This window comes from Haloarcula sp. CGMCC 1.2071, assembly GCF_037078445.1.
Taxonomy (GTDB): domain Archaea; phylum Halobacteriota; class Halobacteria; order Halobacteriales; family Haloarculaceae; genus Haloarcula; species Haloarcula amylolytica.
This window is the reverse complement of the sequence record NZ_JAYMGY010000001.1, coordinates 1-25,105: the sequence shown is the minus strand read 5'-3', so window position 1 is coordinate 25,105 and position 25,105 is coordinate 1. Positions and strand designations below refer to the sequence as shown.

Annotated in this window: 28 protein-coding genes; 8 read left to right on the top strand and 20 right to left on the bottom strand. The window is 63.9% G+C overall.

Features of this window, described 5'->3' with window-relative positions:
* Positions 1-183 precede the first annotated feature (183 nt).
* The 3 genes from VI234_RS00140 (at position 184) to VI234_RS00130 (ending at position 3,239) form a co-directional block, all read left to right on the top strand.
* Positions 184-1,047 carry a sulfurtransferase gene (locus VI234_RS00140; RefSeq protein ID WP_008307934.1) on the top strand — a complete coding sequence of 288 codons (864 nt, stop codon included), beginning with the start codon at positions 184-186 and terminating at the stop codon, positions 1,045-1,047.
* Positions 1,048-1,285: 238 nt separating this feature from the next.
* A complete protein-coding gene (locus VI234_RS00135; protein WP_008307932.1) occupies positions 1,286-1,591 on the top strand; it encodes a hypothetical protein in 306 nt (101 codons plus the stop codon).
* Between the two features lie 412 nt (positions 1,592-2,003).
* Positions 2,004-3,239 (top strand): MBL fold metallo-hydrolase, encoded by a 1,236-nt coding sequence (locus VI234_RS00130; protein WP_336328924.1) that lies wholly within the window; start codon positions 2,004-2,006, stop codon positions 3,237-3,239.
* A gap of 28 nt (positions 3,240-3,267) precedes the next feature.
* Here the strand turns inward: VI234_RS00130 and VI234_RS00125 are convergent, their stop codons facing one another.
* Complete coding sequence (locus VI234_RS00125; RefSeq protein WP_050037068.1) at positions 3,268-3,447, bottom strand: ribbon-helix-helix protein, CopG family; 180 nt, start codon at positions 3,445-3,447, stop codon at positions 3,268-3,270.
* 154 nt (positions 3,448-3,601) lie between these two features.
* Here VI234_RS00125 and VI234_RS00120 point away from each other — a divergent pair, with 154 nt between their 5' ends.
* Together VI234_RS00120 and VI234_RS00115 are read left to right on the top strand one after the other, a co-directional pair.
* Positions 3,602-4,834, top strand: a complete 1,233-nt coding sequence (locus VI234_RS00120; RefSeq protein ID WP_336328923.1) for a hypothetical protein — start codon at positions 3,602-3,604, stop codon at positions 4,832-4,834.
* A 57-nt stretch (positions 4,835-4,891) separates the two neighbouring features.
* Entirely contained in the window at positions 4,892-5,194 is a 303-nt protein-coding gene (locus VI234_RS00115; protein ID WP_336328922.1) for a cupin domain-containing protein, read from the top strand.
* Positions 5,195-5,199: 5 nt separating this feature from the next.
* Here VI234_RS00115 and VI234_RS00110 read toward each other — a convergent pair whose 3' ends face one another.
* From VI234_RS00110 to VI234_RS00100, 3 genes are all read right to left on the bottom strand, one after another.
* Complete coding sequence (locus tag VI234_RS00110) at positions 5,200-5,985, bottom strand: hypothetical protein (RefSeq protein ID WP_336328921.1); 786 nt, start codon at positions 5,983-5,985, stop codon at positions 5,200-5,202.
* Positions 5,986-6,024: 39 nt separating this feature from the next.
* Positions 6,025-7,101 (bottom strand): hemolysin family protein, encoded by a 1,077-nt coding sequence (locus VI234_RS00105; protein WP_336328920.1) that lies wholly within the window; start codon positions 7,099-7,101, stop codon positions 6,025-6,027.
* 83 nt (positions 7,102-7,184) lie between these two features.
* Complete coding sequence (locus VI234_RS00100) at positions 7,185-8,126, bottom strand: oxidoreductase (RefSeq protein WP_336328919.1); 942 nt, start codon at positions 8,124-8,126, stop codon at positions 7,185-7,187.
* A gap of 85 nt (positions 8,127-8,211) precedes the next feature.
* Between VI234_RS00100 and VI234_RS00095 the strand changes: the two genes are divergently transcribed.
* Together VI234_RS00095 and VI234_RS00090 are read left to right on the top strand one after the other, a co-directional pair.
* Positions 8,212-8,466 carry a glutaredoxin family protein gene (locus tag VI234_RS00095; RefSeq protein ID WP_008307915.1) on the top strand — a complete coding sequence of 85 codons (255 nt, stop codon included), beginning with the start codon at positions 8,212-8,214 and terminating at the stop codon, positions 8,464-8,466.
* 105 nt (positions 8,467-8,571) lie between these two features.
* A complete protein-coding gene (locus VI234_RS00090; protein WP_008307913.1) occupies positions 8,572-8,868 on the top strand; it encodes a hypothetical protein in 297 nt (98 codons plus the stop codon).
* 85 nt (positions 8,869-8,953) lie between these two features.
* Here the strand turns inward: VI234_RS00090 and thiE are convergent, their stop codons facing one another.
* Genes thiE through VI234_RS00055 form a run of 7 tightly spaced genes read right to left on the bottom strand, consistent with a single transcriptional unit; the run spans position 8,954 to position 17,294 of the window.
* Positions 8,954-9,589, bottom strand: coding sequence for a thiamine phosphate synthase (thiE, locus tag VI234_RS00085; protein ID WP_336328918.1), 636 nt, complete (start codon positions 9,587-9,589; stop codon positions 8,954-8,956).
* Positions 9,590-9,631: 42 nt separating this feature from the next.
* Entirely contained in the window at positions 9,632-10,693 is a 1,062-nt protein-coding gene (locus VI234_RS00080) for a phosphate uptake regulator PhoU (protein ID WP_336328917.1), read from the bottom strand.
* 2 nt (positions 10,694-10,695) lie between these two features.
* Positions 10,696-11,373, bottom strand: coding sequence for a phosphate signaling complex protein PhoU (gene phoU, locus VI234_RS00075; protein ID WP_336328916.1), 678 nt, complete (start codon positions 11,371-11,373; stop codon positions 10,696-10,698).
* Positions 11,374-11,376: 3 nt separating this feature from the next.
* Positions 11,377-12,318, bottom strand: a complete 942-nt coding sequence (gene pstB / locus VI234_RS00070) for a phosphate ABC transporter ATP-binding protein PstB (protein WP_008307907.1) — start codon at positions 12,316-12,318, stop codon at positions 11,377-11,379.
* Positions 12,311-14,965 carry a phosphate ABC transporter permease PstA gene (pstA, locus tag VI234_RS00065; protein WP_336328915.1) on the bottom strand — a complete coding sequence of 885 codons (2,655 nt, stop codon included), beginning with the start codon at positions 14,963-14,965 and terminating at the stop codon, positions 12,311-12,313. The genes pstB and pstA overlap by 8 nt, the downstream gene beginning before the upstream one ends.
* The gene (gene pstC / locus VI234_RS00060) at positions 14,962-16,083 is read right to left on the bottom strand and encodes a phosphate ABC transporter permease subunit PstC (protein WP_008307904.1); all 1,122 of its coding nucleotides are present in this window, start codon (positions 16,081-16,083) and stop codon (positions 14,962-14,964) included. Before pstC ends, pstA begins: the two co-directional genes overlap by 4 nt.
* Before the next feature lie 59 nt (positions 16,084-16,142).
* Positions 16,143-17,294: a substrate-binding domain-containing protein gene (locus tag VI234_RS00055; RefSeq protein ID WP_336328914.1), complete on the bottom strand. Its 1,152-nt coding sequence runs from the start codon at positions 17,292-17,294 to the stop codon at positions 16,143-16,145.
* Positions 17,295-17,625: 331 nt separating this feature from the next.
* Here VI234_RS00055 and VI234_RS00050 point away from each other — a divergent pair, with 331 nt between their 5' ends.
* On the top strand, positions 17,626-18,630 hold the full coding sequence (locus VI234_RS00050) for a phosphate uptake regulator PhoU (RefSeq protein WP_008307902.1): 1,005 nt from the start codon (positions 17,626-17,628) through the stop codon (positions 18,628-18,630).
* Positions 18,631-18,673: 43 nt separating this feature from the next.
* Here VI234_RS00050 and VI234_RS00045 read toward each other — a convergent pair whose 3' ends face one another.
* From VI234_RS00045 to VI234_RS00005, 9 genes are all read right to left on the bottom strand, one after another.
* The gene (locus tag VI234_RS00045; RefSeq protein WP_008307901.1) at positions 18,674-19,459 is read right to left on the bottom strand and encodes a DUF7260 family protein; all 786 of its coding nucleotides are present in this window, start codon (positions 19,457-19,459) and stop codon (positions 18,674-18,676) included.
* A 315-nt stretch (positions 19,460-19,774) separates the two neighbouring features.
* On the bottom strand, positions 19,775-21,040 hold the full coding sequence (locus tag VI234_RS00040; protein ID WP_336328913.1) for a Fic family protein: 1,266 nt from the start codon (positions 21,038-21,040) through the stop codon (positions 19,775-19,777).
* 406 nt (positions 21,041-21,446) lie between these two features.
* Positions 21,447-21,833 carry a rhodanese-like domain-containing protein gene (locus VI234_RS00035; protein WP_008307899.1) on the bottom strand — a complete coding sequence of 129 codons (387 nt, stop codon included), beginning with the start codon at positions 21,831-21,833 and terminating at the stop codon, positions 21,447-21,449.
* A gap of 38 nt (positions 21,834-21,871) precedes the next feature.
* Entirely contained in the window at positions 21,872-22,414 is a 543-nt protein-coding gene (locus VI234_RS00030; protein ID WP_008307898.1) for an NUDIX hydrolase, read from the bottom strand.
* Positions 22,411-22,824, bottom strand: coding sequence for a hypothetical protein (locus tag VI234_RS00025; protein WP_336328912.1), 414 nt, complete (start codon positions 22,822-22,824; stop codon positions 22,411-22,413). The genes VI234_RS00030 and VI234_RS00025 overlap by 4 nt, the downstream gene beginning before the upstream one ends.
* Positions 22,824-23,237 carry a DUF5809 family protein gene (locus VI234_RS00020; RefSeq protein WP_336328911.1) on the bottom strand — a complete coding sequence of 138 codons (414 nt, stop codon included), beginning with the start codon at positions 23,235-23,237 and terminating at the stop codon, positions 22,824-22,826. Before VI234_RS00020 ends, VI234_RS00025 begins: the two co-directional genes overlap by 1 nt.
* A 23-nt stretch (positions 23,238-23,260) precedes the next feature.
* Positions 23,261-23,728 (bottom strand): DUF5810 domain-containing protein, encoded by a 468-nt coding sequence (locus tag VI234_RS00015; protein ID WP_336328910.1) that lies wholly within the window; start codon positions 23,726-23,728, stop codon positions 23,261-23,263.
* A 95-nt stretch (positions 23,729-23,823) separates the two neighbouring features.
* The gene (gene rimI / locus VI234_RS00010) at positions 23,824-24,321 is read right to left on the bottom strand and encodes a ribosomal protein S18-alanine N-acetyltransferase (RefSeq protein ID WP_008307891.1); all 498 of its coding nucleotides are present in this window, start codon (positions 24,319-24,321) and stop codon (positions 23,824-23,826) included.
* Positions 24,322-24,870: 549 nt separating this feature from the next.
* Positions 24,871-25,105 (bottom strand): transposase (locus tag VI234_RS00005; protein ID WP_336328909.1); only part of this gene is annotated, 235 nt, incomplete at its 5' end.

Below are 25,105 nucleotides of genomic sequence, written 5' to 3'. Positions count from 1 at the left end.
GCGGGAGAACAGACCGAGCCGTCCCGGACATGGTACTCCATGGCCCTTATTCCCTCCACCGCTGGAACGCCGTCTTTCGCCCCCTCCAAATAGGGGTAATATATGCCGCCAGGGTGGATGAGTGGCCGAACATGCCGAAAGTCGTGGTAATATATGTCTGGTAGACTTACGCTTCGATGCACTATGACTGACTACGCTAACGACGTGCTCGTCTCGGCCGACTGGGTCAGCGAGCATCTGGACGAGTTCCAGAGCGACGACCCCGCCCACCGACTGGTAGAGGTGGACGTCGACACGGAACTGTACGACGAGAGCCACGCACCCGGCGCAATCGGCTTCAACTGGGAGACAGACCTCCAGGACCAGACCACGCGGGACATCCTCGACAAGGACGACTTCGAGGACCTGCTCGGTGCCCATGGCATCAGCGAGGACTCGACAGTTGTCCTCTACGGTGACAACTCCAACTGGTTCGCCGCCTACACATACTGGCAGTTCAAGTACTACGGCCACGACGACGTGAAGCTCCTCGACGGCGGCCGCGAGTACTGGGTCGAGAACGACTACGAACTCACCGACGAAGTGCCCGAGTTCTCCGAAGTCGACTACGAGGCCGCCGGTCCGCGCGAGTCCATCCGCGCCTACCGAGAGGACGTCGAGAACGCCATCGAGCGTGAACTGCCGCTCGTCGACGTCCGCTCGCCCGAGGAGTTCTCCGGCGAGATCCTCGCACCCCCTGGACTCCAGGAGACCGCCCAGCGCGGCGGCCACGTACCCGGTGCCCAGAACATCTCCTGGGCGGCCGTCACCAACGACGACGGCACCTTCAAGGACTACGACGAACTCGAAGCGCTCTACGCCGAGTACGGCATCGACGGCGACTCCACGACGGTCGCCTACTGCCGCATCGGTGAGCGCTCCTCCGTCGCCTGGTTCGCCCTGCACGAACTGCTGGGCTACGACGACACCATCAACTACGACGGCTCCTGGACCGAATGGGGCAATCTGGTTGGTGCGCCTATAGAGAAGGGCGAAGCGGACGACTAAGCGCAGCGAAGGAGTTCGCTTCGTAGTGGAACGGGGAGCCCGTCGGGCGACCCGTGGAACAGGCGAAGCTGAGTAAGCGATAGCGCACGAAGCCTCGAATCGAAGCGGTGACGGCTTACTTTCTGATTTTTGTAGCGTTGTTCGAGAGCAAGAGCGTCGCTGAGACAGGGCTCCGCACCGAACAGTCAGTCGCCGACCTCGACATACAGCGTTGTCCCCAACCGTACATTCAAGTCAGATGCGGGTCGTACACCCGAATGTGGACCGAAAGGAACTCGAACGGGAACTCCGCGACGCCTTCGACGCCGACCCCGATATCGTCACGGTCGTGGCCAGACAGGCACGGGACCTCTCGGAATCGGACCAGTTCGTGACCGACTTCGGGGCGGAGCTGACGGTGGGGGATGTCGTCGACAACCTCGCGGACGCGCCCGAGGACTATCAACTCGCCGAGCGGTGGAACTGGTGGCTGGGTGCGCTTGACCTCTCACACGGCGGCTACGCGCGGTTCAGCGTGCGACAGGACATCGACAAGACGTCCTGACCTGTCGCTGTCGGTGTTTCTGCGTGGATGGAAAAACGGCGCGACGCCAGTCAGTGTACGCTAAGCCCGTGTGCCTCTCGTGCGTGTTCGAGGAGTTCCTCCGTCGTGTCGAACTCCTCACCGCAACTGCACGTGTGGTACGTCGTCGGGGGTTGCTGGCGTGTCGCCATGACAACTGAACAATGAGCCCCGAGTATAATAATTGTTTATGCTAGCGTGATAACACTGCCCAGTCGACGTGTTATCTTCACACAATACCGGAACCGAAAACAGTCCCCTGACAATTCAGAGTGGCTAAACGTCCAGATATCGTCATATTCTAGTTCATAGATATTCCGTCGGTCCGGTGGCTAAGAACACGGTTCGGTCAGAACCGACGAACGGAAACGGGCGCGACGCTTCCGTCCGCATAATGGATGTGCAGTTTCTCGGCGGGGCGGGTGAGATCGGCCGGAGTGCCGTCCTCATCGACGAGTCGCTGTTGCTGGATTTCGGGATGTTGACCGACTCGCCGCCACAGTTTCCGGTGCGAACGCCGTCTCCGGACGCCGTCGTCGTCTCGCACGGCCACCTGGACCACGTCGGGACCATCCCGGCGCTGGTGTCGGGCGACGCGCGGCCGCCGATTCACTGGACGCCGCCGACGTACGAACTGGCGATGACGCTCGCGCGGGACACGCTCAAACTCCACGGCGGGACGGTCAACTGCCCGTTCACCGAGACAAACGTCAGACGGGTCACGCAGGTGTCAGAGACCCACGGCTACCGCGAGTCGTTCGAGGCCGCCGGCTACGAAGTCACGTTCTACAACGCCGGCCACATCCCGGGGAGCGCACACGTCCTCGTCGACGATGGCGACACCCGACTGCTGTACACGGGTGATTTCCACACCGACGACCAGCGCCTCGTCTCGGGGACGACAGCACGCCCCGACGCGGACGCGATTATCTGTGAGAGCACCTACGCCGATGTCGACCACGAACCCAGGAAGACAGTCGAGGAGCGGTTCGTCGAGAGCGTCGAAACGACGCTCTGGGAAGGCGGGACCGTCGTCGTGCCTGCTTTCGCCATCGGCCGAACCCAGGAGATGCTGCTCATCTGCGAAGCGCACGACATCCCCTGTTACGTGGACGGGATGGGCAAACAAGTGACCGAGATGCTTGGGCAGTACCCCGAGTTCGTCCGCGACGCGGATGCGCTCCAGCGGGCGAAGTCCCACGCGCGGTTCGTCACAGGCAGGGACGGCCAGCGAAAGCGCATCACCGACCAGAAGGCGGCCATCGTCACCACCAGTGGGATGCTCTCCGGCGGCCCGGCGATGACGTACATCCCCGAAATCCGCGGGAATCCGATGAACAAGATCACCATGACCGGGTATCAGGTCGAGGGGACGCCGGGGCGGGACCTCATAGAGACCGGCAGCGCCGAGATAGACGGTCGGATTATGCCGGTCAGCGCGCGCGTCGAGCAGTACGACTTCTCGGCACACGCCGACCGCGACGGGTTGTTTGAGTTCCTCGACAGCTACCGTGACACGCCGGTACTCGTGAACCACGGCGACCGCTGTGAGGCCTTTGCGACCACGCTCCGCGAGGACGGCTACGACGCGACAGCGCCCGAGCTAGGCGCGACCGTCGCCATCGAGTAGACGGTTACACAGCCGACCTCGGCCCCGCTCAGTCACTCTCGTCCGCGTCTCCGGTGGCTCGCTGTTTCAGCCACTCGTCGAGCAGGTCGCGGATTGCGGCGTCCCGGTTGTCGCGGTGGTCGGCGAACGCCTTGTCGTCAATCGCGTCGAGCAACTCCTCGTCCAGTTCGACCTCAATCGATTCGAGGTCCAGAAACGCTTCGTCCATTGATTACGGGGAGTTGGACGGCCAGAGAAATATATCCTCGTCAGACAGCCGTCGGTCAGTCGCGTGACGGCGACCGCGAAGGCGGGGAGTTCCAGAAGGGTGTCAGGAGACCGCCATGCTTTGATTACGACTCGCGTCGTATCCATAGTCAGTGATGGGCTCGCTACAGTCTCTCATCGGTCCCCACCGGCTCGACGCGCTCGGCGCGTGGGCGGTAACGGGAATTCTCGTGGGTGGCGTCGGACGGTTCGCGGCCGGTGGCGAATTCGATTGGGCAGTGCTCACGGCACTCCTCGTGGCTATCGCGGTCACAGTTCCGTTCGCCACGCGGGACCTCGAAACGACGGTGCCCGCGGAGTTGCTCGGACTGGTCGCGGTACCGGTACTCGTCCGGGCGTTCGGCGGCTTCCCGCAGGTCACGCCGTTCCTCGTTGTCGCCGGGGTTGCGCTGTTGCTGGCCGTCGTGCTCGATGCGTGTACCTCACTGACGATGACGCCGCGGTTCGCGACGGTGTTCGTCGTCATCGTGACAATGGCCGTCGCGGGCGTCTGGGCAGTCGGCATCTACGCGACTGACACGCTACTGGGAACCACGTTTCTCGACGGGCAGACCGAACTGATGTGGGATCTCGTCACTGCAGCGGGTGCCGGTATCGTCGCCGGCGTCGTGTTCGAACTGTACGTCGAGCGGTCAGCACGCATCGCTCGACTCCGCGTCTCGAACCCGGATCCCCCGGCAGTTGACCAGTCGGAAGCGTCCCTTCCTGGAAACGGAACGCACCATCACATCGCTGTCCGGACGCTACAGGCTATCCTCGGTGTGATATCCGCATTCGCGCTCGTTCGGGGCAACGTGACGCTGTTCGTCAACAGCGGTGGCCCGCTGGCGATAACGTTCCTGCCGGCGCTGTTCCGCCGGGAGTACGACTACGCGATGGACACCGGTATCGTGCTGTGGATCACGGTGGCGTCGACGCTGCACGCGGCCGGCGCGTTCGAACTGTACGGAGCGTTTGGCTGGTACGACAGTCTGGCCCACGCCGTCTCGGCATCGCTCGTGGCCGGCGTGGGATACGCGGTCGCACGAGCAGTCGAACGCCACTCCGGAGCGGTTGCTTTCAACAGGAAGTTCCGCGCGACCTTCGTCGTTCTGTTCGTCCTCGCGGTGGGCGTCGGCTGGGAGATCATGGAGTTCACCAGCGGCGGCATCGCATCGATGATCGGCGGCGAGGCGGTCCTCGCCCAGTACGGCACGAGCGACATCGTGAACGACCTCGTGTTCAATACGGTCGGCGCACTCGTCGTCGCGGGCTGGAGTACCGCCCACTTCGAGGGTCTCGCGGCCCGACTCACCGGGCGGGTCGGGCGGCTCACCAGCGGTGATTGAGTCTCTGACGACCTCTGTTCCCGAAAGCGGCTCTACGGTGCAGACGGACCGAAACGTATGGAACAGACACATCTCGGTTTCGACCGCTACTTCGAGGTCGCAATGGAGACCGACGAGGCACAGGCCGCGGAGATGACTGTCGAGCCGGGTCGGTCCGTTGGCGGCCCGGAAAACTATCACGAGCACAGCGACCAGTGGCTGTTCGTGGTCAGCGGCACCGGTGTCGTCACTGTCGACGGTGACACCCACCGGGTCGACGCCGGCGACCTTGTCCGCATCGAGGCCGGCGAACGCCACGGCATCGAAAACGACGGGGGCGAGCCACTGGAGACAGTCAACTTCTACACGCCGCCGCGATAGCCGTCTCAGGACTCGGTGTCGTCGACCGGAGACAGTTCGTAACAGGACTCGTCCCGAAGGACGAAGGCCACGTCCGACGCGCTGAGCGTGCGGGCTACCTCACCGGTGACAGTCGCCGCCTCGTCCGCCCGGAGGGTCGCGTCAAGTGCCTCAACTTGAGCGTCGGCGAGCGACAGCGGTTCGAGTGTCACACACCGGTCATCGTTCGTCGATTCGACTGCATACGTGACTTCGGCCGGCTTGTCGCCGTGGACCGCAAGCGAGAACACGTAGTACGAGCCGTTGTGGACGTACACCGAGCTGTTCGGGTCGAAGCCGCCCACGTCGGAGTCGTACCGGTGCTCTCCCGCTTCTATCGCATCGATGGCTTCGCGCCGGTCACTGTCCGGGAGGTCGGCCACGCGAACCGTCGACTCATTCCCGGAGTCGTCGACTTCGCTCACGCTGTACTCGTTGACGTACCCGCCGGACCCGCTGGTCCGCTCGACGACCGCGTACGTCGTGCCCTCGAACGCGAAGCAGTCGAAGTCGCGAAGGACATGCGCCCACCTGTGGTCGGTCACGTCTGCCGACGTATCGCGGGTAGCCGCTTCGAGTTCCCCGAACGTCTCGGGAAGGACGCCGACAGTCGCCGTTTCGGGCACTGCTGCGGCGTCGACCGGTGACAGCACTACCGGGCCTGGCGTCGCTGTCGCCGTGGCTTCTTCTGTCGAGGGATCGTCGCTGAGCCCGGAACAGCCGGTCACGAGTGTACAGGCGATGGCTCCAAGAACGGTCCGGCGGGAGGGCATAGTCGCCGATTTCCGGCCGAGCGGTAAATGCTTTCAGCGTCAGGCGACGCCGGCCTCGGCATCCATCGGGTCCTGAATGTCGCCGACGACCTCTTCGAGCAGGTCCGTGACCGTCACCAGCCCGATGACTTCGCCGTCCTCAAGGACGAACGCGAGTTCCTGATGCTCGGCCTGGAACTGGTCGATGGCGTCGCTGACGGTCGTGTCCGGCGACATCGTCATCGGCGGCGAGGCGACGGCTTCGAGGTCGATACCGTCCAGCAGACCGCCCGACCCGTCCTGCTCCTCACGCTCGTCGACGAGGGCGGGAATGTAAACGATACCGAGGAACTCTTCGAGCGTCTCGCCGACGAGCGGGTAGCGGGTGTGTGGCGTCTCGGCGATCCGCTCGGCGTTGGTTGCGTCGTCGTCGGTGGGCGACAGCGCAACGATGTCGTCCCGCGGGACCATCACCTCGCTGACTTCGCGGTCGCCGACGCGGAACGCGGAGAGGACCTCTTCACGGCGCTCGTCGGGCACGTCGCCGCGGTCCAGAACAGAGCCGAGTTCGTTGCGCAGTTCCGCGCGGGACTCGATGCTCTCGACTTCAGCTTCGAGCCACGCGCCGGACATCTCTACGCCGAACAGCCCCAGCGTCCACTTTGCGACCCCGTCGCCGACCTTGATAATCGGCGAGATGACCCACGCGAAGTAGTACAGCGGCGTCGCGCCGTACCGACAGACGAACTTCGCGCGCTCGACGCCGAGGTACGTCGGCGTCTGCTCGCCGTGGGTCAGGTGGACGAGGTTGATGATGAGGAAGGCGATGGCCGCGCCGGCCCCGACCCCGGCCAGCGCGGAGGACTGGAAGTACGGCTCGAAGATGGCCGCGAGCGCCGGTTCGGCGACGATACCGACGGCGATGCTGGAGGCGGTGATACCGACCTGACAGCTCGTCAGGTAGATCTCGAGGTCGTCGGTCATCTCCCAGGCGCGCCGGAGGCCGGGCTCGTCGAACTCCGATTCGGTGTACTGTCTGGCCCGCGTCAGCGCGAACTCGATGGCGACGAAGAAGCCGTTTGCGAGGATCAGGGCGATTCCTGCAAGCAGCCTGAACGCGATTTCGACTGGTTGCATGTGCCGGCAGGGTTCACGTTCCGGCGGTGAAAAAGTGAGGATTGCAGTCTCCACTCACGCCACGGCAGTACCGTTGGCCGTTCTCAGGTGCTTTCGAAGTCGTACTCGACGCCAGTGAGGTCGGTCGAGACCGCCCAGAGCCGCTCGGCGGTCTCCTCGTCACGCGAGGCCTCGTTCGACTGCTGGAACTCGGGCGAACCACGCATATCGAACAGGCCGCCGGGTCCGACGTACTCGCCGCCGATGACGTCATCGGCGGTGGCGGCGTACAGCATCGGCAGCGCGCCCTGTTCGGCGGATTGGGCGAAGACGGCGTTGGCGATGCCCATGACCGCGGTTCGCAGCGTCGAGCCCATCTCCCTCGGCCCGCGGAACTGGAGGTCGGTGTCGGCGTAGCCGGGGTGGCAGGCGACGCTTAGCACGTCGTCCCAGCCGTGGTTTCCCAGACGGCGCTGGAGTTCGTAGGCGAAGAGGAGGTTTGCGTGTTTGCTCTGGCCGTAGGCCGACCACTTCCCGTAGGAGCGCTCGCGCTGGAGGTCGTCGAAGTCGATTTCGCCCATCTCGTGTGCGCCGCTCGACTGCGTGACGATCCGGGATTCGCCGGCGGCGGCCCGGAGCAGGTCGAGCAGGTGTCCGGTCAGGGCGAAATGGCCCAGGTGGTTGACGCCGAACTGCGTCTCGAAGCCGTCGGCCGTCTCGCTCCGGGGAATCGCCATGACGCCGGCGTTGTTACAGAGGATGTCGATAGCGTCGTAGTCGTCCCGGAGGCTGTCGGCGAACGACGCGACGTTCGACAGGTCGGCCAGATCACACTCCCGGATGTCGAGCGTCGCGTTCGGAACGGCCTCGCGAATCTCCGCGGCGGCTGATTCTCCGCGCTCGACGCTCCGGCAGGCCATCACCACTGTTGCACCCCTGCGAGCGAACGCTTTCGAGCCTTCGAGACCCAGCCCGCTGTTCGCGCCAGTCACGACCACAGTTCGGCCCCTCAGCGGGGGCATGTCTTCGATAGTCCAGCCAGTCATTGACGGAGTTACGGGCGCGAGACACTGAAACCCATCGCCGGTGGGAGAGTGAGAGTCTTATGCCGTCGCCCCCGTGTTTCCAGTAATGAGCGACGTGTCGGTCACCGTCTACACGCGGGAGGACTGCCATCTCTGTGAAGAGGCCATCGAGACAATCGAGCGGGTCGCCGACGACGAGGGGGTCGCCATCGAACTGGACCTCATCGACGTCGACGAGGACCCCGACCTCCGCGAGGAGTACGGCGAGCGCGTCCCCTACGTCTTCGTCGACGGGTCGCCGGCGTTCAAATACCACGTCGTCGAGGGAGAGTTGCGCGAGAAACTGCAGCAGTGGGCGTAACCGCAGGGGCCGGACCTACCAGAGCCGTTCGCTGTCGGGACCGGGTCAGCGCTATTGGGCAAGTACCAGTGCTGTTTATTATTTCTCGATGAGAATACGTCGGCGATGCCCTCCAGTATCAGCGAGACGCTCTTTAGTGAGCCGTCCGGACGCCCGATTACACTCGTCCACGCCGCCGGGGCACTCATCTTCGCCGGCCTGTATCTCTACGGCTGGGTCGTCGATGGCACCCCGGCTGCTTGGTTGCTCGCCATGGTAATCGGGACCGGATTAGCCGGCACTGCGGAAGCGCTTCCGAAGAGCCGACACCAAGCGGCCGGTATCCTCCGGTCCGTCGCGATTCTCGTGTTCCTCAGTCTCGTCGTTGCGTCCATCGTTGCACCCGAGTTCATCGTTGGCTGACCGCTGTACTGTGTGGGAGTGGCATCGTTCCCCTTTGGCTGGGCTACTTCAGGAGTGTGCGCACGGTCGCCGACGAACGCCGGTGCTACTGACCGCGTTCGACCGCGTGTTTCAGTGCTTCAGCGGCCGCCGCCGGGTCGTCGGCCTGCGTAATCTCGGTGATAACAGCTACGCCGTCGGCCCCGGCTTCGACGACCTCGGTGGCGTTCTCGGCCGTGACGCCGCCGATACCGACGAAGGGAATGTCCACTGCCTCGGCGATAGCGGCGACGCGGTCGGTGCCGATGGCGTACTCGTCGTCGTCGATGTCGTCTTTCGATCCGGTGGCAAACACCGCGCCGACGCCGAGGTAGTCCGCGCCGGCGGCCGCGGCCGCTTCGGCGTCTGCGACAGTCGAGACGGAGCGGCCGATGAGCGCGTCGTCACCCAGAAGCTCCCGCGCAACGGGAACGGGAAGGTCGTCGTCGCCGAGGTGGACCCCGTCGGCGTCGAGGGCCTGTGCGATGTCCACGCGGTCGTTGACGACGAACGCGACGCCAGCCTCGCGGGTCAGCGCTCGCAGTTCCCGACCGAGTTCGTAGCGTTCGCGCGCGGTCCGGTCCTTCTCGCGGAGCTGAACGACGCCGACGCCGCCGTCGATCGCGTCCGCGACGATGTCGGCGGTTGTCCGGCCCGCCGAGAGCGACGCCTGCGTGACGAGGTACACGTCCCAGTCGACCATAGCGGATTTCGGAACCGATGGCCCTTGTGTGCTGTGCGTTCGTCAGGACTCCGTTTCGGCTGTCGAACTCGGCGCGTTCGCCTCGTCAGTGCCGGCGTTGTCAGCCGTGAGCGCGCCGTCGCGGACGGCCATCCGAAGGCCGAACTCGGCGATGTTGCCGCCGTGTTCCGCTGTTCTGGAGAGGCTATCGAGGGCACGCGTGAGCCGGTAGTCGGCGTCGCCGGCTTCGAACAGCTGTCGGTCGAGGTCGGTTATCCGCTGGCGGACGGCCCGGCGCGTGGCCAGCGTCTGTCGAGCGGTAGCGACGCAGGCGTCACCGATGATGACACGGACGGCGTCTTCGACGACGGTTCGGACTTCCTGAGCGATACCTTCGAGGGCTGTGACGATGGTCCGCCCTGGCTGGCCGTCGAGCTGGTCGGCGACGGTCCCGATTCGCTCGGCGTGGTCGGCCACGCGTTCGAGTTCGTTGGCGGTCGCCCAGAGGCTGAACAGTTCGGGACGGGTCAGCCCGAGCGCGTCGATCTCGTCGAGCCGTGCCAGTCCCCGCTCGAAGTAGCGGTCGATCATGGCGTACAGCCGGTCGGCCTGCTCGTCTCGGTCGGCCCACCGGTCGCTGGTCGTCCCGGTCGTGAGCGCGGCCATCGCATCCCGGTGCATCGACAGGGCGACGAACTGGAGCTGGCGGACCGACTGCCTGACCGACACCTCGCCGGCGTCGAGCAACGTCTGGACCGTGACTTGTGTCTCGGTTTCCTCGGCGACGGTCACGCCGGTCAGGTTCCGAGTGACGCGTTCGATAGCCCGGAGTTGTTCGTCAGTGTAGCCATCAGGGACTTCGAGGACGACTGATTCGACGCCGGCGGCGTAGGCTGCCCGAAGTAACTGTTCTATCTCGGCCGGGTCGTCGGTCCCGGCTTCGAGTTCGACGCGGTTCCGCGCCGTCGTCTGGGACTCGGGGGTCTGGATCACTAGCAGGCCGTCGATGTGCGTGTGGAGGTTCACCGTCGTCCCGGCCGTACAGTTCTCCGATTCGGCCCACTCTTTCGGCAGCGAAACGGTGTACGTGCCGCCGCCGACGGTCTGTATCTTTCGGGTGTCCATGCTTAGTAGATGAGTTCCGAGTCGGTTTCGACCATGTACAGCGTGCGTGCCGCGATGTTGACGGCGTGGTCGCCCACGCGTTCGAGGTCCCGCACCGTAAGCAACAGCGCCGAAACGTCGTCGAGGAGCTGCTCGACGGCCCAGCCGTCGTCGCCGTCGGCCTCCCGCTCGATGAGGTCCCGGGCAACGGTCTCGCTGGCCCGCTGACAGAGCGCGTCGAGTTCGTCGTCGTCAGCCGCGACGGCGCGGCATTCGTCAATGTCTTCACGTCTGTACGCGTCGATACTGCGCTCGACCATCTCGGTGGCCTCGCGGCCGATTGTGTCGACGTCGACTTCCGGGGCGAGACGACGGTCGGCGGACTGCGCGTAGGCCGCGAGGTTCGTGGCGAGGTCCGCGACGCGTTCGAGGTCGGTGATAATCTTGAACGAGGCGGCCACGAATCGGAGGTCGGTTGCGACCGGCTGCTGGAGGGCGAAGAGGTCGATGCAGTCGGCTTCGAGTGCCAGATACAGGTCGTTTATTTCGTCGTCGCCGTCGATGACCGACTGTGCCAGGTCCTCGTCGACGGACCGAAGCGCAGTGAGTGCCGCTTCGAGCCGCTCGACGACGAGGTCTCCCATCTCGACGACGTTCTCCCGGAGTTCGTCCAGTGCTTGCTGGTACGACTCTCGTGACATGGGTCACCCGAACTTGCCGGTGATGTAGTCCTCGACGCGCTGGCTCTCGGGGTTCTCGAAGATCTTGTCCGTGTCGTCGTACTCCACGAGTTCGCCGCCGGTGAGGAACACGGCGGTCTGGTCAGAGATGCGAGCGGCCTGCTGCATATTGTGAGTGACGATGACGACGGTGTAGTCCTTCGACAGTTCCTCGACGAGGTCCTCGATCTTCGACGTGGCGATCGGGTCGAGCGCCGACGCCGGCTCGTCCATCAGGATGACCTCGGGGTCGACGGCCAGACAGCGGGCGATACAGAGCCGCTGTTGCTGGCCGCCCGAGAGGCCCAGCGCGTTGTCGTCGAGGCGGTCACTGACCTCGTCCCACAGGGCGGCCTGCTTCAGCGAGCGTTCGACGAGTTCACCCTCCTGTTCCGTGTCATCGCGGCCGAACAGGCGCGCGAGCAGGCCCTTGTTGATGTCGCCGTGCTTGCGGGGACCGTAGGAGATGTTCTCCCGGATGGACTTGGGGAACGGGTTCGGCGACTGGAACACCATCCCGATGCGTTTGCGAAGCTCGACGAGATTGGCGTTGGGGTCGTAAATCTCAGTACCGTCCAGCTCAACCGAGCCGTCGATTCGAGCGGCCTTGATACGGTCGTTCATGCGGTTCAGACACCGCAGGTACGTCGATTTGCCACAGCCCGACGGGCCGATGAGCGCCGTGACGCTGTTTTCCGGAATCTCCATCGAGACGTCTTTCAGCGCGTGGTCGTCGCCGTACCAGACGTCGAGGTTCTCGACCGAGAGCTTCGTATCGCCGTCGAACTCGTACTGCCGCCACTCCTCGCGGACCTGCTCCTCGCTCTCACCGGCCGTCGTTTCGGTGCTCGGCGAGGCGGCTGTGACCGTCTGCTCGCCGTTCGTTTGCGTGTCCGTGCTCGGCTCCGTGTTGATGCTATCACTCATAGTTGAGTTTCCTCCGGAAGTACGTCCGCGCCGTGATACCGACCGCGTAGAACGTCAGGACGACCATCAGCAGGATGAACGCGGTCGCCCATCCCATCTGCGGCGACCCCGACACTCCGGCCGCGATGACGGCCCACACCTGCGTCGGCAGTGACGCCGAGGCCGTCAGCAGGGCGTCGTTGGCGATGAACGGCGGCCCCGAGACGAAGCGGAAGCCGTCGATGACGTCGACGCTTTCTGTCGCGTTCAGCGTCGACCCCAGCACCAGAATGAGCGGGGCAGTCTCACCGGCGATACGGCCGACGCCGAGGATGACGCCGGTGATGACGCCCGGCATCGCCGCCGGCAGGACGACGCTCTTGATCGTCTCCCACTGGGTCACACCCAGGGCCGCGCTGGCGTCCCGGTACTCGTCGGGAACGGCCTTGATCGATTCCCGCGAGGTGATGAGCACAAGCGGCAGGAGCATGAAACCAAGCACCAGCATTCCGGCCAGCAGCGACTCGTCGCCGCCCAGCCGCGGAATCAGGAACGCCGCCCCGAACAGGCCGAAGACGATACTCGGCGTGCTCCAGAGCGCGTTCGTCGCGATTTCGACGACCGCGGTGAACCGGCCCTGCTCGGCGTACTCGGTGAGGAACACCGCCGCACCGACCCCCAGCGGGACGGCGAACAGCGTCGCCCCGACGACCAGCCACACCGTGCCGACGATTGCGGGCATGATCCCGCCGGGTTCGGCCCCAAGCGGGATGTAGGCCTGCATCACCATCGGCCACGAGAAGCTCCCCTCGTTCGAGACAGCGACGCCGAGCACGGTGAACGAGACGCCGGTCGCGGCGACGTGCAGGCCGACCAGGGCGGTGAAGCCGGCCGCGCCGACGAGGCCGAGGCGCGTCTCCTCGGTCAGCAACCGGCGGGTGATCGTCTCCTCGCTGGACCGCTTTGCGACAGTCGTGAGTGTCGCCAGTGCGAGCGAGGCGACGGCGGCCCCGAACGCGACCACGGGCACGAGGTTCACCGGGCCGACCCGCGGATTGATGCCGGCGACGGGCTGGAGCAACAGCGCGGCCAGCAACAGCCCGAGTCCGCCGAACACCCCCAGCGTGAACAGGGGGGCCTCGCGCTGTGCGCTGTCGGCCAGCGTCGGCCCGTCGCTGGTGAGCACGCCGACGAGGGGGGTGACGGCGAGGCCGCCCGCAGCGACTGCTCCGGCGACGACGGCGGCGAATCCGAGCGTCTCACCGAGAGGCAGACCGAACGGAGCCGGGCCGAGAATCAGGAAGAAGCCGATGAGGACGACCAGCACGAGAGCTGCGGTCGGGACGGCCTGTCGGATCGACCCGGTCCGCTCGGACTGCGTCCCGACGTTTCGGAGCGAGCCGAACGAGCGGAAGAAGGTGACTGCGAGCAGCACCGCTGGTGCGAGCAGCAGTAGCGGCCCGACCGTCGTGTCGGGGGTCACTGCGAGTGCCGTATCGAGTGCCTGCCCCTGTCGGTTGACCTGGACAGTGTAGGCGTAGGAGTAGCGCAGCGGGGACCCGGTGACGAGCACACTCACGAACGTTGCGGCGAGCGCACCGACCGCCGCCAGCGGGAGGACCCGAAACAGTTGTCGAGCGCCGTCGTTCCAGTCGTTTGTGCCCGCGGGTGTGCGAGCGAACTGGACGGCGGCGAGGAGGGCTGGCGTCAGGAAGACCAGCGCGGTCAGCGCACCGACCGAAAGTCCGCGGACAGCGTAGCCGACGCCCTTGAGCGTCACGAACACGACGATTGTCGCCATCACGGCCACCATCAGGAAGGCGTTGAGGTTGATGACGAGGAAGGCTCCGTACTCGCGGCCCCGAGCGCCGAACCCGGCCCGACACTTGGCGGCCGACCAGGCTGACAGGAGCGTCCCGACGAGGAGGAACACCGGGATGACCGCGCCGCCGGTGAAGCCACCGGAGAGCGTCTGGGGGTTCCACTGCCAGCCGACGCCGATGGTGCCGGTCACGATTGTCAGCCCGAGCGCGCCGACGACGAGCGCCGTCGGGAGCGTCGAACCGAGGTCCTCGCGGGGGAGAATCGCAAGCAGGAACAGGCCGACGCCGGCGACGGCGGCCCCGATGAGCCACGGGAGCGAGCCGAACCCGACGAGGGCACCCCCGACAGCCGCGCCCATAGCGAGGCCGATTGCGCCGAAGGCCACGCCGGAGAGCAGCCCGGCGCTCATGTTCGGTTCCGTGTCCACGAGTTCGAGTCGGGAGGTGACGCCAGCGGCAGTGATAGCCAGCGCCTCGACCAGTAACACGGCCCCGAGTAGCGTCGCCATCGTCACCGGAAGGAGCGCCGCGAGGACAGTCAGCGCGACCACCGAGACGACGAGGCCCAGCCCGATGCCGCGCACCCGCTGTGAGGTGACCGGGACGACGTTGGCGTAGGAGGCGAGGCCGGTGATTCCGACGGCCCCGACGACGACAGCAAGCAGTGTCCCGAGCGCCGTGGTGAGGCTGCTGCCGCTGGCACCGGGCGGAACCAGGTTCACGAGCGTGACGAGCCCGAGCGTGAAGCCGATAACGCTGAGTGCGATTGCCGCATCGAGCCCCCGGTCGTAGCTGTTCGAGTCCGCACTGACGAGTCGGTCGGTGGTCGCGTAGGCGTCACTCATTGTTGCCCCTTCAGTTTCCGCTGCATACGTCGCTCGATGTACTGCGAGACGATGCTCATCCCGGCGACGATGACGAACAGCATGACGCCGGCGACGAACAGCACGTCGACAGTGCTCTCGGATGCGCTCCCGTACTGGGTCGCAATCAGGCTGGTCAGCGTCGCGTTCGCGTCGAAGACGTCGAACAGCGGGTCGGCGAACTGCGTCCCCGAGGCCATGATCGCGGCGACGGCCATCGTCTCGCCGATGGCCCGGCCCAGTCCGAGAATGACGGCCGCGGAGATACCCGAGAACGCCGCCGGGATAGAGATGCTCTTCATCGTCTGCCACTCGGTCGCGCCCATGGCGACGGAGCCGTCACCCATCGACTGGGGGACGCTGGAGAGGGCATCCTCGCCGACGGAGACGACCGTCGGCAGCGCCATCACGCCAACGACGATACCGGCGATGAGGAAGCTCGCCCCGTCGTCGAGGAAGTTCGTCTGGATGAAGCCGTTCAGCACCTGAAAGCCGATGAACCCGTAGACGATGGAGGGGATGCCGGCCAGGATCTCGACGCCGGGCTTGATGATCTCCCGCAGACGGTCGCTAGCGACCTCGGCGATGAACAGCGCGCCGAACAGGCCGAGCGGCCCCGCCACCGCGCCCGCGATGACGGTGACGACTACCGTCGCCCAGATCATCGGTATCAGCGAGTACGCCCCGCTGAGCGGGTTCCAGTACGTCGAGTCCGACGGCAGGACGGTTTCGAGCCAGAAGAACCAGCGGGCCTCCCCGCCCTGCTCCGGAATCAGTAGCAGTCCGGTCCCGTGTTCGAGAAACGCCGGCAACGCGCTCGCGAACAGGAAGAACGTGATGAACGCGACGGTCAGCACCGTAAGGACCGTCGCGACCAGCGTGAGCAGGCGTGCGACTTCGGCCTGATAGGTAACCCAGCCGACCGCGGTGACGAACACGAACGCCAGCAGCATGGGCAACGCAAGAGCGGGCCGAAACAGGAAGACGAGAATCGTCGCCACCAGCGTCGTCGCGACCGCGCCGACAGCAAGCGTCGACCCGTCAGCTCTGTCCTCGCTCGACACCGTCTCGCCCTCCGTCGTAGGTATGTCCTCTGTCATAGTATGGAAAATCGACCGGCACGGTCGATAGTCGTCCGACGACTCTCAGTTGCGGTCGATCACACCTGGTCGGGGAGCTTGGCGCGCTCTTCCTCGCGGCGGCGCGAGCCGAGCTTGAAGTAGTTGTTCGGTGCGACGAAGGTGTCCTGACCGAAGTCGGACAGGATCATGTTGATGACTGCGGCCTCTTTCTCCGAGGTGCCTTCCCAGGTGTACATGTGGAGGTCGCGCGACAGCGGGTACGCCTTCGAATCGAGACCGTTCTGGTCGTCCTGATAGCTGTAGGTTGTCCCCTCCCATTCCAGCGAGATGGGGGCCAGCCCGTCGGTGTCAATGAACGCCAGCGCGAGGTAGCTGATAGCGTTGTCGGCCTGTGCGATAGCCTGGGCGAGACGCTGGTTCTGGCCGTAGCGGTTGGCAACGGAGGTGTCTTCCTCGGGGTTGCCGAAGACGTTGGAGACGAAGGAAGTTCGCGTTCCGGAGCCTTTGACGCGGGCGAGGACCTGAATCTCACGGTCCGGACCGCCGAGTTCGCTCCAGTTGGTGATTTCGCCCTTGTAGAGCCCCTTGAGCTGGTCGCCGGTGATTTTCTCGACGCCGGCGTCGGCGATTTCCTGAGAGACGACCAGCGGCTGGCCGTCGACGCCGACGACGTGGTCGATGAACTGGTCGTAGGAATCACGGTCCGGCAGTTCGTCCTCGACGTTCCCGGAGGAGTTGCCGATGTCGTTCTGGCCGTTCATCACCTTCTCGACGCCGGTCCCTGAGTGGGAGAGACCGACAGTGAACTGGAACGGTGGGCCGTCCTCGCCGCCGGCCTCGAACCCATAGAGACCCGCCCAGTAGTCGGCGAGGTTCTGGTCCGTGTCGATGTCGTACTCTTCGTGGGGCCAGTACTCGGTGTCGCTGGCCGGTCGGTTCGCGTTCCAGTAGGACGCTGCCGTGTTCGCGATGGGGTACACCGTCGAGGAGCCGCCGGACGAGAGTGCGCTGGTACCGCCGGAGCTACCGCCCTCGTCGGTGCTTTCGGTCGCTTCCATCTCCGTCGACACCGCTTCGGTGTCCGCACTCTCGCCGGAGCTCCCGTCCGACTCGGAGTCGCCGCTACCGCTGGAACAGCCAGCGATCGCAGCGATACCGGTCGCACCTGTCGTTGCGATGAATTTCCGCCGCGATACGAACTCTGACAGCCCGTCTGGGTCGTGCGCCATCACCAGAGTCAAGCAGGACGGCTAATAAGTAACCTGCTAAGATTGCTATATCTATTGGGTTATTACTATATAGATATAGTATGCTAAACGGCCACAAATGGGCAGGCATATATCAGCGAGCACGTCGTCATTGTGCCTTCAGCCCCCCGAATACGCCGCATATGGGCGAGTGGCCGAGTATAGCTTTTTCAGCCGTTTGAACTACCTACACCGGCGAATTTCGTCGCCGAATCGACGGTTATCCGGAGAATATGTCCCCAAATATTAGAGCTTGGATATAGTATATAGATATGAGTGGATTTATATCATCCCGTGAACGAGTGCCAGCCACATGGAGACACGCAAGGTCCAGGTGACAGGCGGGTCGACATACACCGTCTCCCTCCCCAAAGAGTGGGCGACAGAAAACGACGTGAGTGCGGGCAGCGTCGTCGAATTCCACGCCGAGCGGGACCTGCTGTTGCTCGCTCCACAGCGGAACAACGGCCGCGTGGAGGGGAGTCTCGACGTGGAAGGACTCGAAAACAGGCACGAACTCACGCGGGCGGTGATGACGATGTACGTCAGCGGCTTCGACATCATCCAGCTCGAAGCGACGCGGATAACAGCCGAACAGCGACGCATCATCCGCGATGCGACTCAGGGACTGGTCGGTTTAGAGATGATCGAAGAGACGACCGACCGGGTCGTCCTGCAGGACCTGCTGGACTCCTCGGAGCTGTCGGTCCACAACGCGATCACACGAATGCGGCTGGTCTCGCTGACGATGCTCTCCGACGCTGTCGAGGCGCTCATCGAGGACGACGACGACCTCGCGGCGGACGTGATCCAGCGCGACGACGACGTCGACCGCCTCTGGTACATGGTTTCGCGCGTGTTTCGCACCGTCCTCCGAAACCCGACGACAGCTGACGAGATCGGTTTCCCACGCGAGACCGTGTTCGATTTCCAGTCCAGCGCCCGCCAGCTAGAGCGTATCGCCGACCACGCGACCAAGGTCGCCAGCCTCTCCCAGGAAATCGGGGAAATAACTGGGGAAACCGCAGAACTGCTCGATCAGCTGGAAGCCGAGGCTATCGCCGTCCCCGAGACCGCGATGGACGCGCTGTTGACCGAGGACTCCGACGAGGCCGTCGAACTGGCAAACGAGGCCCGGAGCCAGATCCCCGACGTCGACGGAACCGCTCGCGAAGTCGACGGGCAGATCCGCGAGTTCGACCCACAGAGCGCACAGGTACTGGGCCTCATCGTCGACTCCCTGTCCCGGACCGCCGACTACGGCGGCAACATCGCCGAGAGCGCGCTCCAGAAGGCCGCACCGCGACCGCAGTCCTGACGGGTCGTCAATACAGAGAACGACGGACAGCCGTCCTGTGATCTCAACGTGTCGAAACCAGACAGTGACGGCGGTGCCGCCTGATCGTATCGAGGCACGCGAGGATGTCGGCGAGCGCCGGACACGTCGCCGAACAGTCGCCGTAGAGATACCGGACGAGACTGGTCCCGTCGATGCCCGAGATGGCAGCGGCCGACCGGCTGTGTAGCTGTCGCTGGCGGGTCGCTGCTGCCGTCTCACAGTCGGCTTCGATTTCGGCGAGCTGGTCGTCAATAGTGTCGAGTCGGGCTGGGTCGGTCGTTCGCCGTGCGTTCGCACCCAGTGCGGCCCCGCGGCGTTCACAGTCGTCGAGCGTCGCTCGTACCGACTGTAACGACTCCCGTTCGCGTTCGAGCGCCGGGAGCAACGTCTCGCGTTCGTCGCGTGCCCCCTCGCTCGCGGTCAGCAGTGCCTCGTACAGTTTCGGGGTCAAGCGTGTTCCCGTGGCGATCTGCGTGCCGAGTTCCGGCCCGAACTCCATCGACATATTCGCCTCCAGCGAGTCGTCGTACTCGGCCTCGAAGTGTGGCACGGCCATGACCGTCTCCCGGTAGGCTTCCCGGACGGCGCGCAGGCTCGTCTCTGGTTTCGGCTGCCGGGCACTGAGCGCCGACATCCCCCCGGCTGAGGTGTCGACAGTGCCTGCGGATTGTCCCGTCGGTTCGATGGACACGAGTCTGGTCCGAAAGCGCCTGAAAGCCGACAGTTCAGCCTCGATACAGTCAATCTCCCGCTGAACGACGGCGAGCGCCTGCTCGATCTGTGGCTGGCTCGTCTCAGTGTCAGACACGGAGTACTCGACCGAACCGTCAGCTGTCGTCGTATAGGTATTTTATATGTTCGCTATATAGTCGACAGTACCGCTATCGCCGAGCAGCCAACGGGTGGTTCGGGACAAGTTCGGCAGGCCGCGCGACTACTCTTGTTCCAGCGGTTTCGGGAATAGCAGGACGCGGGGAGATCATACCGGGCAGCCATGCTGTCAGATTGTCCGTTCGCATCGTCGTCAGCGGATGCACTTTTGCCACACGGGCAGGTACGGCTCGACGGTGGCGATGACGAGATGTTACCCCCGCTGAGCCTCGGTTTCTAGTAATATATGCGCTTATCGCTCGGGTAGCTTCCACCCCTGCTCGACATCGACAAGTTCGTCGGATTCGGGTAGTTGGTTCACAGGCCGTTCAACGATATCCATGATGTCGGCGGCTCTGAAGACGCGGTTTTGATTGTTTCCGGTTATCTCCTCCACGACGCCATCTGATTCGAGTGTTTCGACAGCATTGTTCGCAGTCTGATACACGACACCAATCCGCTCACTGGCTTCGCGGACGGTAAAATACGGATCTTCGAACAGTGCGAGTGAGAGGTGATGGACAGATTTCGCTGCGTCCGAGTATCGAGACTTGTACTCTTTTCGCTTGTCGACGAGCAGCCTTGCTCGGAGGAACGCCTCTTCTGCCTGCTCTCGGATGCCTCGGAGAAAGAACTGGAGCCATTCGTCCCAGGCGCCCTCTTCACTCACAGCGAGCAACCGATCGGCATACTCGGTGCGGTGTCGTTCGATATACGAACTGAGATAGAGCATTGGGTAGTGGAGTAATCCACTCGAGATGAGCATGAGGACCACGAGCAGTCGTCCCACCCGTCCGTTACCGTCTTTGAACGGATGGATCGTTTCAAACTGATAATGAGCGATTGCGACATCGATTAGATCGGGCCAATCAGAGCCCTGCTGAACGAAACGCTCTAAATCGTCCATCAGCCCCGGAACCATATCTGGCTTCGGCGGAACGAACCGAATCTGCGTCCCGATTCCGTGCGGCCCTTCCTCTTCTATTGCAGTATATCCCGGTCGAAACTCGCCAGGCAATGGTTCGTCGCCATCTGATCTTCCCTTGATCAGTAACTGCTCGTGGAGCGACTTGATGAGTTCTGTCGTGATGCTCTGTCGTTCAATACCCGCGGTCTGGAGAAACGAAATAGCATCGTCGAGAGCGGTGATGTAGTTTCGAGCCTCTCTGACATCGGCTTCGTGGGCACTCTCGACTGTCTCTCTAATCTGGAGTTCGTCGACATCGTATCGGTAGAGATCAGACACAGTCACGGCTGTCCCTTCGACCTGGGACGACTGCTCAGCCTCCTTGTAGACAAACGAACTGAACACAGCGCCGGGATTGTCGATCTCACTGCCGAGTCCCTCTAGTCTGCCGAGGGACCACATCGCTCTCGAGACTTCCGCAACAACGGCATCCGAGAGTTCCAGTGTCGGAGGCAGTTTATCCGGGAAGTACGCCTTCGAGAGATGTTCATCGGTCCGGAGTGGCATGTACTGCCCGGGTGCAGTTGAAGGGAGATCGTATCCGTCTCTCATTGCACATGCTTGAACCCCATTTGATTAAAAATTTCTGTGTATTATTAGAATTGCAATTGTGCTTGAGAGAGCGTATGACAATATCCACCTGAAAATTTGGATTGTATGGTGCTAAATCACGACTATTGCAGTCCAAGCCGATATCGATGGTATCAGTTCAGTCTTGTCCGAGGGAACACGTCGGTCCCCACGCCGACGCCAGTCGGGGCCTGTTTCGTTAGCTCGGACAGTATCCAAGGCTATGCAACGAGAAATAAATCACGCAATCGATACCACACCAGGAACGGACTGCTTTTCAGCCCCGGCCTGCTACGGAACAACGGTGGCGATGACGAAATGTTACCCCCGCTGAGCCCCTTGTGACGATGGACTTTTCCTGAGCCACCATTTCGACTCCAAACAGCGGCTAAAACGGTGCAGCAGGGCCTTCGTCGGTGTCTCCGTCGGCAGTCGCACTGTCCGACATCGTCTCTCCGCCAGCGTTCTCGCGCTCCAGCGGTCCGTCCCAGCCGTTCAGCCCGGGTTCGAAGCTTACCACGTCGCCATCAAAGCCTTCGTACGACGCGATGAGCCGGGCGGCCTGCACGCTTGACTTTCCTTTCGGACACACTGTCACGACCTCGTCGTCGCCTTCGAACCGTTCGACCTCATCGACGAGCGACGGGAACGGGATATTCTCGCTCTCCGGGATGTGACCTCGTTCGAACGCACCCGGGGACCGGATGTCGACCACTCGGACCGTCCCGTCTTCGAGTTTCGACCGCAGCTCGTCGGCGTCGATTTCGCCGTCCATATCCAGCCGCTAGCGGGCGATACCTAAACCTTCACCGGCTACAGCAAACCGTCAGCCTGTGCCAGCAGGATACCTTCGATGGTTGCGTCGTTGGCCGGTTCGCGCCGGGCGACCTGCAGCGCCTCGTCGATGGGTACCGTCGTCACCGAGAGGAACTCGTTGTCGTCGAGTTCCCGGTCGACGGGTTCGAGCCCCTCGGCGAAGACGATGCCTCGGCGATGGCGGAGCACGCCGGTCGAACACGAGAACTCCTCGATAAGTGAAACGCCGGCGGCCTCGAAGCCGGTCTCCTCGCGGAGTTCGCGCGCGCCGGCGGCCGTGTAGGACTCGTCGTCCTCGACGATTCCGGCCGGGAGTTCGAGACACTGCTCGCGGATGGTCGGGCGGTACTGGTCGACCATGACGAGTTCGTCGCCGGTCGTGGCGACCACGACCGCTGCATCGGGCAGTTCAGCCCAGTAGTAGTCCTTCTCGGAGCCGTCGGGCTGGCGAACCCGGTCGTAGCCGCCGGTGTACCAGCCGGTCTCGTACTCGCGTTCGCTCTCGACGATTGGCCACTCGTGGGCCGGTTCGCGGGTCATACGTCCTGTCGGACCGCGACGTGGTAAAACGTGCCGTTGTGCCTGACGACGACGCCCTCGTCGGTCACAGCTCCGTCGTACTGCTGTCGTAAAGCGTCTCGCTCGTCGAAGGGCGAGTGGGTGAACGCGCCCTTGAATCCGAGCGGCCCGCGCCAGTACGGTTCGGACTGCCCGGCGGCCGACGGGGATGCGTCAGCCAGCGCCGCGCTCGTGTACGGGAAGCGTCGCTCGGACTGGGTGCTCCAGTTGATCGCCGTGCCGTTGTCGACGCTATACTCGCCGTCGGTGGGCGTGGCGACAGTGTAGTAGGGGTCCCCGCTCTTGAGGAGGCCCGGCAGCGCACCCAGCGCCAGCAACAGGATGACGACGGCGATGATGCCGAGCAGGGTGTTCCGTGTGACCGGGCGCATCAGACGACCTCGCGGTAGATGCGACCGAAGGCCTGGCGACGGAGCGTCCCGACGGCGGCCCGGCGTTCGTCCTGAAACGTCGCCGCGACGGCTTGCTCTGCGAAGGGCGCGGCGTGCCAGACGACGTTGTCGACGTTCTCCGCGCCGACCAGTGTCACCTCGCAGTCGGTGTCTTCGCGCCACTCCTCGAACTCCGCCATCGACCCGACCTGGACCGCGAGCGATTCCGCGAACAACACGTCGCGGGCGGTTTCGACCACCTCGCTGGTGACCCGCTCCTCGTAGGTCTCCACGTCGAGACCCATCGCCTTCGCGACTTCCTTGACGACGACCTGCGCCGTCGGCCCGAACGCCTCGTACCGCTCGCGGGCCTCGGCTGCCGATGCCGGCGCGAACTGCCCCTCAGTGTCCATACGTCCCCTTGCCGCCGGCGGGACTATTCGGTTTCGTCTCCGGACTCGGTCGCGTCCGCAGCATCAGCATCCGAACCGTCGTCCTCCGTGTCGCCGTCGTCGCTGTCGCGCAACATCTCCCGCGTCAGGTCCCGGGCCTCGGCCAGCACCTCGCTGTCGTGGTCGCTGAGCGCGTTTGACCCCCGGTGTTGGTCCGCGCCCCGCGGGAGGTCGTCGTGGTCGTGGCCTGTGCCGTGCTCGTGGTCGTGACTGTGCCCGTCGCCGCTACGGTCGACGGTGTCCTCGAACACCTGCGGGAACTCCGTCTCTTCGGCGTACTCGACGACCTCGGTGGACAGTTCGTCCTCGCCGAGTTGGCCCCAGTCGGGGACGCGCTCGTCGAGCCACGCCTCGTGGTCGTCGCCGCCGGTCATCGCCGTGAACGCGAGGTGGTTCGCCAGATGCACGTCGTCGGCTTGCGGGTCGTCACACACTGGACAGGCGTATCCCATCGGTGTACGAACCGAGGACACGGAGCCGTATATGCGGTCGGGATCTCGGAGAGATGCGCGGCCGGGGATGTAGCTGCTACGGCCAGAGACCACACTTACAGCAGCCGGACCATCACGAGCGCGTCCTCGCCGTTGCTGTAGTAATTCGGGATAGTCTTCCGGTGTTCGAACCCGAAGCGCCGGTAGAGCCGTCGCGCTCCCTCGTTGTCGGCTCGGACTTCCAGTTTTATCGACCCGGCACCCGTCTCGCCGATGACCTCCATCGCGCGCCGCAACAGCGCGCTCGCAACCCCCTGCCGACGGTACGCCGGCCGAACGGCGAGATCCTTGATGTGGCCCAGCGGGGTCCCGTGGTTCGGCACTGTATCCGCGATGACGTAGCCCGCGACAGCAGGCGGGTCGCCGTCGTCGTTGCCGGTCTCGGCGACGAGAAATCCCGCTTCGTCGAGGTAGCTCTCCAGCGCCGAAAACGGCCACGGCTGTGGAAACGACGCCTGTTCGATGCGGTGGATCTCGATGAGATCCGCGCGGACGGCGCGCCGAACCGCTGGCGTATCCGGCGTCTCCGGCCCGTCAGGAGCGACCGTTGTCACATGTGTACTTCGGTGTGGCCCTACATATGTGTTACCGCCGACCGAAGATACCCTGGTATCTGACTGTTTGTCGATAGGTGCTGATAGTTCATGCATCGATAGGGCCGAGACAGAGTTAGAACGCCGGAAGGTTCTTTAGTCTGACGAGTCTACGTGTAGTTGCACCCGTTTTGGGTGCCACCACCCCCACCCCCACCCCTCTTTCCGAACTTTTCCATCGCTGCCGAGTTGTACTAGATGTAGGTTCTGTCAGAACCGACTGCACACGCCGGGGAAGCGACAGCAGTCACAGAAGGGCACGATGGGTCTGGCACTGTCGCGAGGCAGACTTCGTATATCGCCGTTGACCTGAGACAGCCGTGGTACTAAGCCTGGTTTCACTGCCGGAAAAATCACGGTCGAGGGGCAACCCACTGTCTCACGGCGCGAAGCGCCGTTCGCACAAACCGAGCGTCTTCGCTATTCCGGCTTCACTGCTCACAAAAAAAACCGCGGTCGCAAGGCGACCGCGCGACGCTCGGAATCGCTCTGCTCGCGGGACCTTAGTGGCTAAACTAACTTATTGAGATAGTTGTCAAGGTGATTCTCGATCCACGAGGAGGCGAAGCTAAGTTGATTAGTCAGATTCCCGAATAGTTCTGTGATTCGTCTTCGATACTCGTCGCCACCTTCGACAATGAACGGCGAAGACTCCCACTTGAGACTCTTCCAAACTGGTTCGATCGGATTGAGATCGGGCGACCCGACTGGGAGAAATATCAAATCTATCCCGAGCTCGTGTGCT

Excerpts from the sequence above, each read along its gene's own strand:
- VI234_RS00140 (WP_008307934.1), top strand. The coding sequence starts at position 184 with ATGACTGACTACGCTAACGACGTGCTCGTCTCGGCCGACTGGGTCAGC.
- VI234_RS00125 (WP_050037068.1), bottom strand. The coding sequence starts at position 3,447 with ATGGACGAAGCGTTTCTGGACCTCGAATCGATTGAGGTCGAACTGGAC.
- pstA (WP_336328915.1), bottom strand. The coding sequence starts at position 14,965 with ATGAGTGACGCCTACGCGACCACCGACCGACTCGTCAGTGCGGACTCG.
- VI234_RS00020 (WP_336328911.1), bottom strand. The coding sequence starts at position 23,237 with ATGGACACTGAGGGGCAGTTCGCGCCGGCATCGGCAGCCGAGGCCCGC.
- VI234_RS00025 (WP_336328912.1), bottom strand. The coding sequence starts at position 22,824 with ATGCGCCCGGTCACACGGAACACCCTGCTCGGCATCATCGCCGTCGTC.
- VI234_RS00100 (WP_336328919.1), bottom strand. The coding sequence starts at position 8,126 with ATGACTGGCTGGACTATCGAAGACATGCCCCCGCTGAGGGGCCGAACT.
- thiE (WP_336328918.1), bottom strand. The coding sequence starts at position 9,589 with ATGGTCGACTGGGACGTGTACCTCGTCACGCAGGCGTCGCTCTCGGCG.
- VI234_RS00120 (WP_336328923.1), top strand. The coding sequence starts at position 3,602 with ATGGGCTCGCTACAGTCTCTCATCGGTCCCCACCGGCTCGACGCGCTC.
- VI234_RS00055 (WP_336328914.1), bottom strand. The coding sequence starts at position 17,294 with ATGGCGCACGACCCAGACGGGCTGTCAGAGTTCGTATCGCGGCGGAAA.
- VI234_RS00135 (WP_008307932.1), top strand. The coding sequence starts at position 1,286 with ATGCGGGTCGTACACCCGAATGTGGACCGAAAGGAACTCGAACGGGAA.
- phoU (WP_336328916.1), bottom strand. The coding sequence starts at position 11,373 with ATGTCACGAGAGTCGTACCAGCAAGCACTGGACGAACTCCGGGAGAAC.
- VI234_RS00110 (WP_336328921.1), bottom strand. The coding sequence starts at position 5,985 with ATGCCCTCCCGCCGGACCGTTCTTGGAGCCATCGCCTGTACACTCGTG.
- VI234_RS00130 (WP_336328924.1), top strand. The coding sequence starts at position 2,004 with ATGGATGTGCAGTTTCTCGGCGGGGCGGGTGAGATCGGCCGGAGTGCC.
- VI234_RS00035 (WP_008307899.1), bottom strand. The coding sequence starts at position 21,833 with ATGGACGGCGAAATCGACGCCGACGAGCTGCGGTCGAAACTCGAAGAC.
- VI234_RS00050 (WP_008307902.1), top strand. The coding sequence starts at position 17,626 with ATGGAGACACGCAAGGTCCAGGTGACAGGCGGGTCGACATACACCGTC.
- pstB (WP_008307907.1), bottom strand. The coding sequence starts at position 12,318 with ATGAGTGATAGCATCAACACGGAGCCGAGCACGGACACGCAAACGAAC.
- VI234_RS00105 (WP_336328920.1), bottom strand. The coding sequence starts at position 7,101 with ATGCAACCAGTCGAAATCGCGTTCAGGCTGCTTGCAGGAATCGCCCTG.
- VI234_RS00090 (WP_008307913.1), top strand. The coding sequence starts at position 8,572 with ATGCCCTCCAGTATCAGCGAGACGCTCTTTAGTGAGCCGTCCGGACGC.
- VI234_RS00115 (WP_336328922.1), top strand. The coding sequence starts at position 4,892 with ATGGAACAGACACATCTCGGTTTCGACCGCTACTTCGAGGTCGCAATG.
- VI234_RS00040 (WP_336328913.1), bottom strand. The coding sequence starts at position 21,040 with ATGAGAGACGGATACGATCTCCCTTCAACTGCACCCGGGCAGTACATG.
- VI234_RS00015 (WP_336328910.1), bottom strand. The coding sequence starts at position 23,728 with ATGGGATACGCCTGTCCAGTGTGTGACGACCCGCAAGCCGACGACGTG.
- pstC (WP_008307904.1), bottom strand. The coding sequence starts at position 16,083 with ATGACAGAGGACATACCTACGACGGAGGGCGAGACGGTGTCGAGCGAG.
- VI234_RS00080 (WP_336328917.1), bottom strand. The coding sequence starts at position 10,693 with ATGGACACCCGAAAGATACAGACCGTCGGCGGCGGCACGTACACCGTT.
- VI234_RS00095 (WP_008307915.1), top strand. The coding sequence starts at position 8,212 with ATGAGCGACGTGTCGGTCACCGTCTACACGCGGGAGGACTGCCATCTC.
- VI234_RS00030 (WP_008307898.1), bottom strand. The coding sequence starts at position 22,414 with ATGACCCGCGAACCGGCCCACGAGTGGCCAATCGTCGAGAGCGAACGC.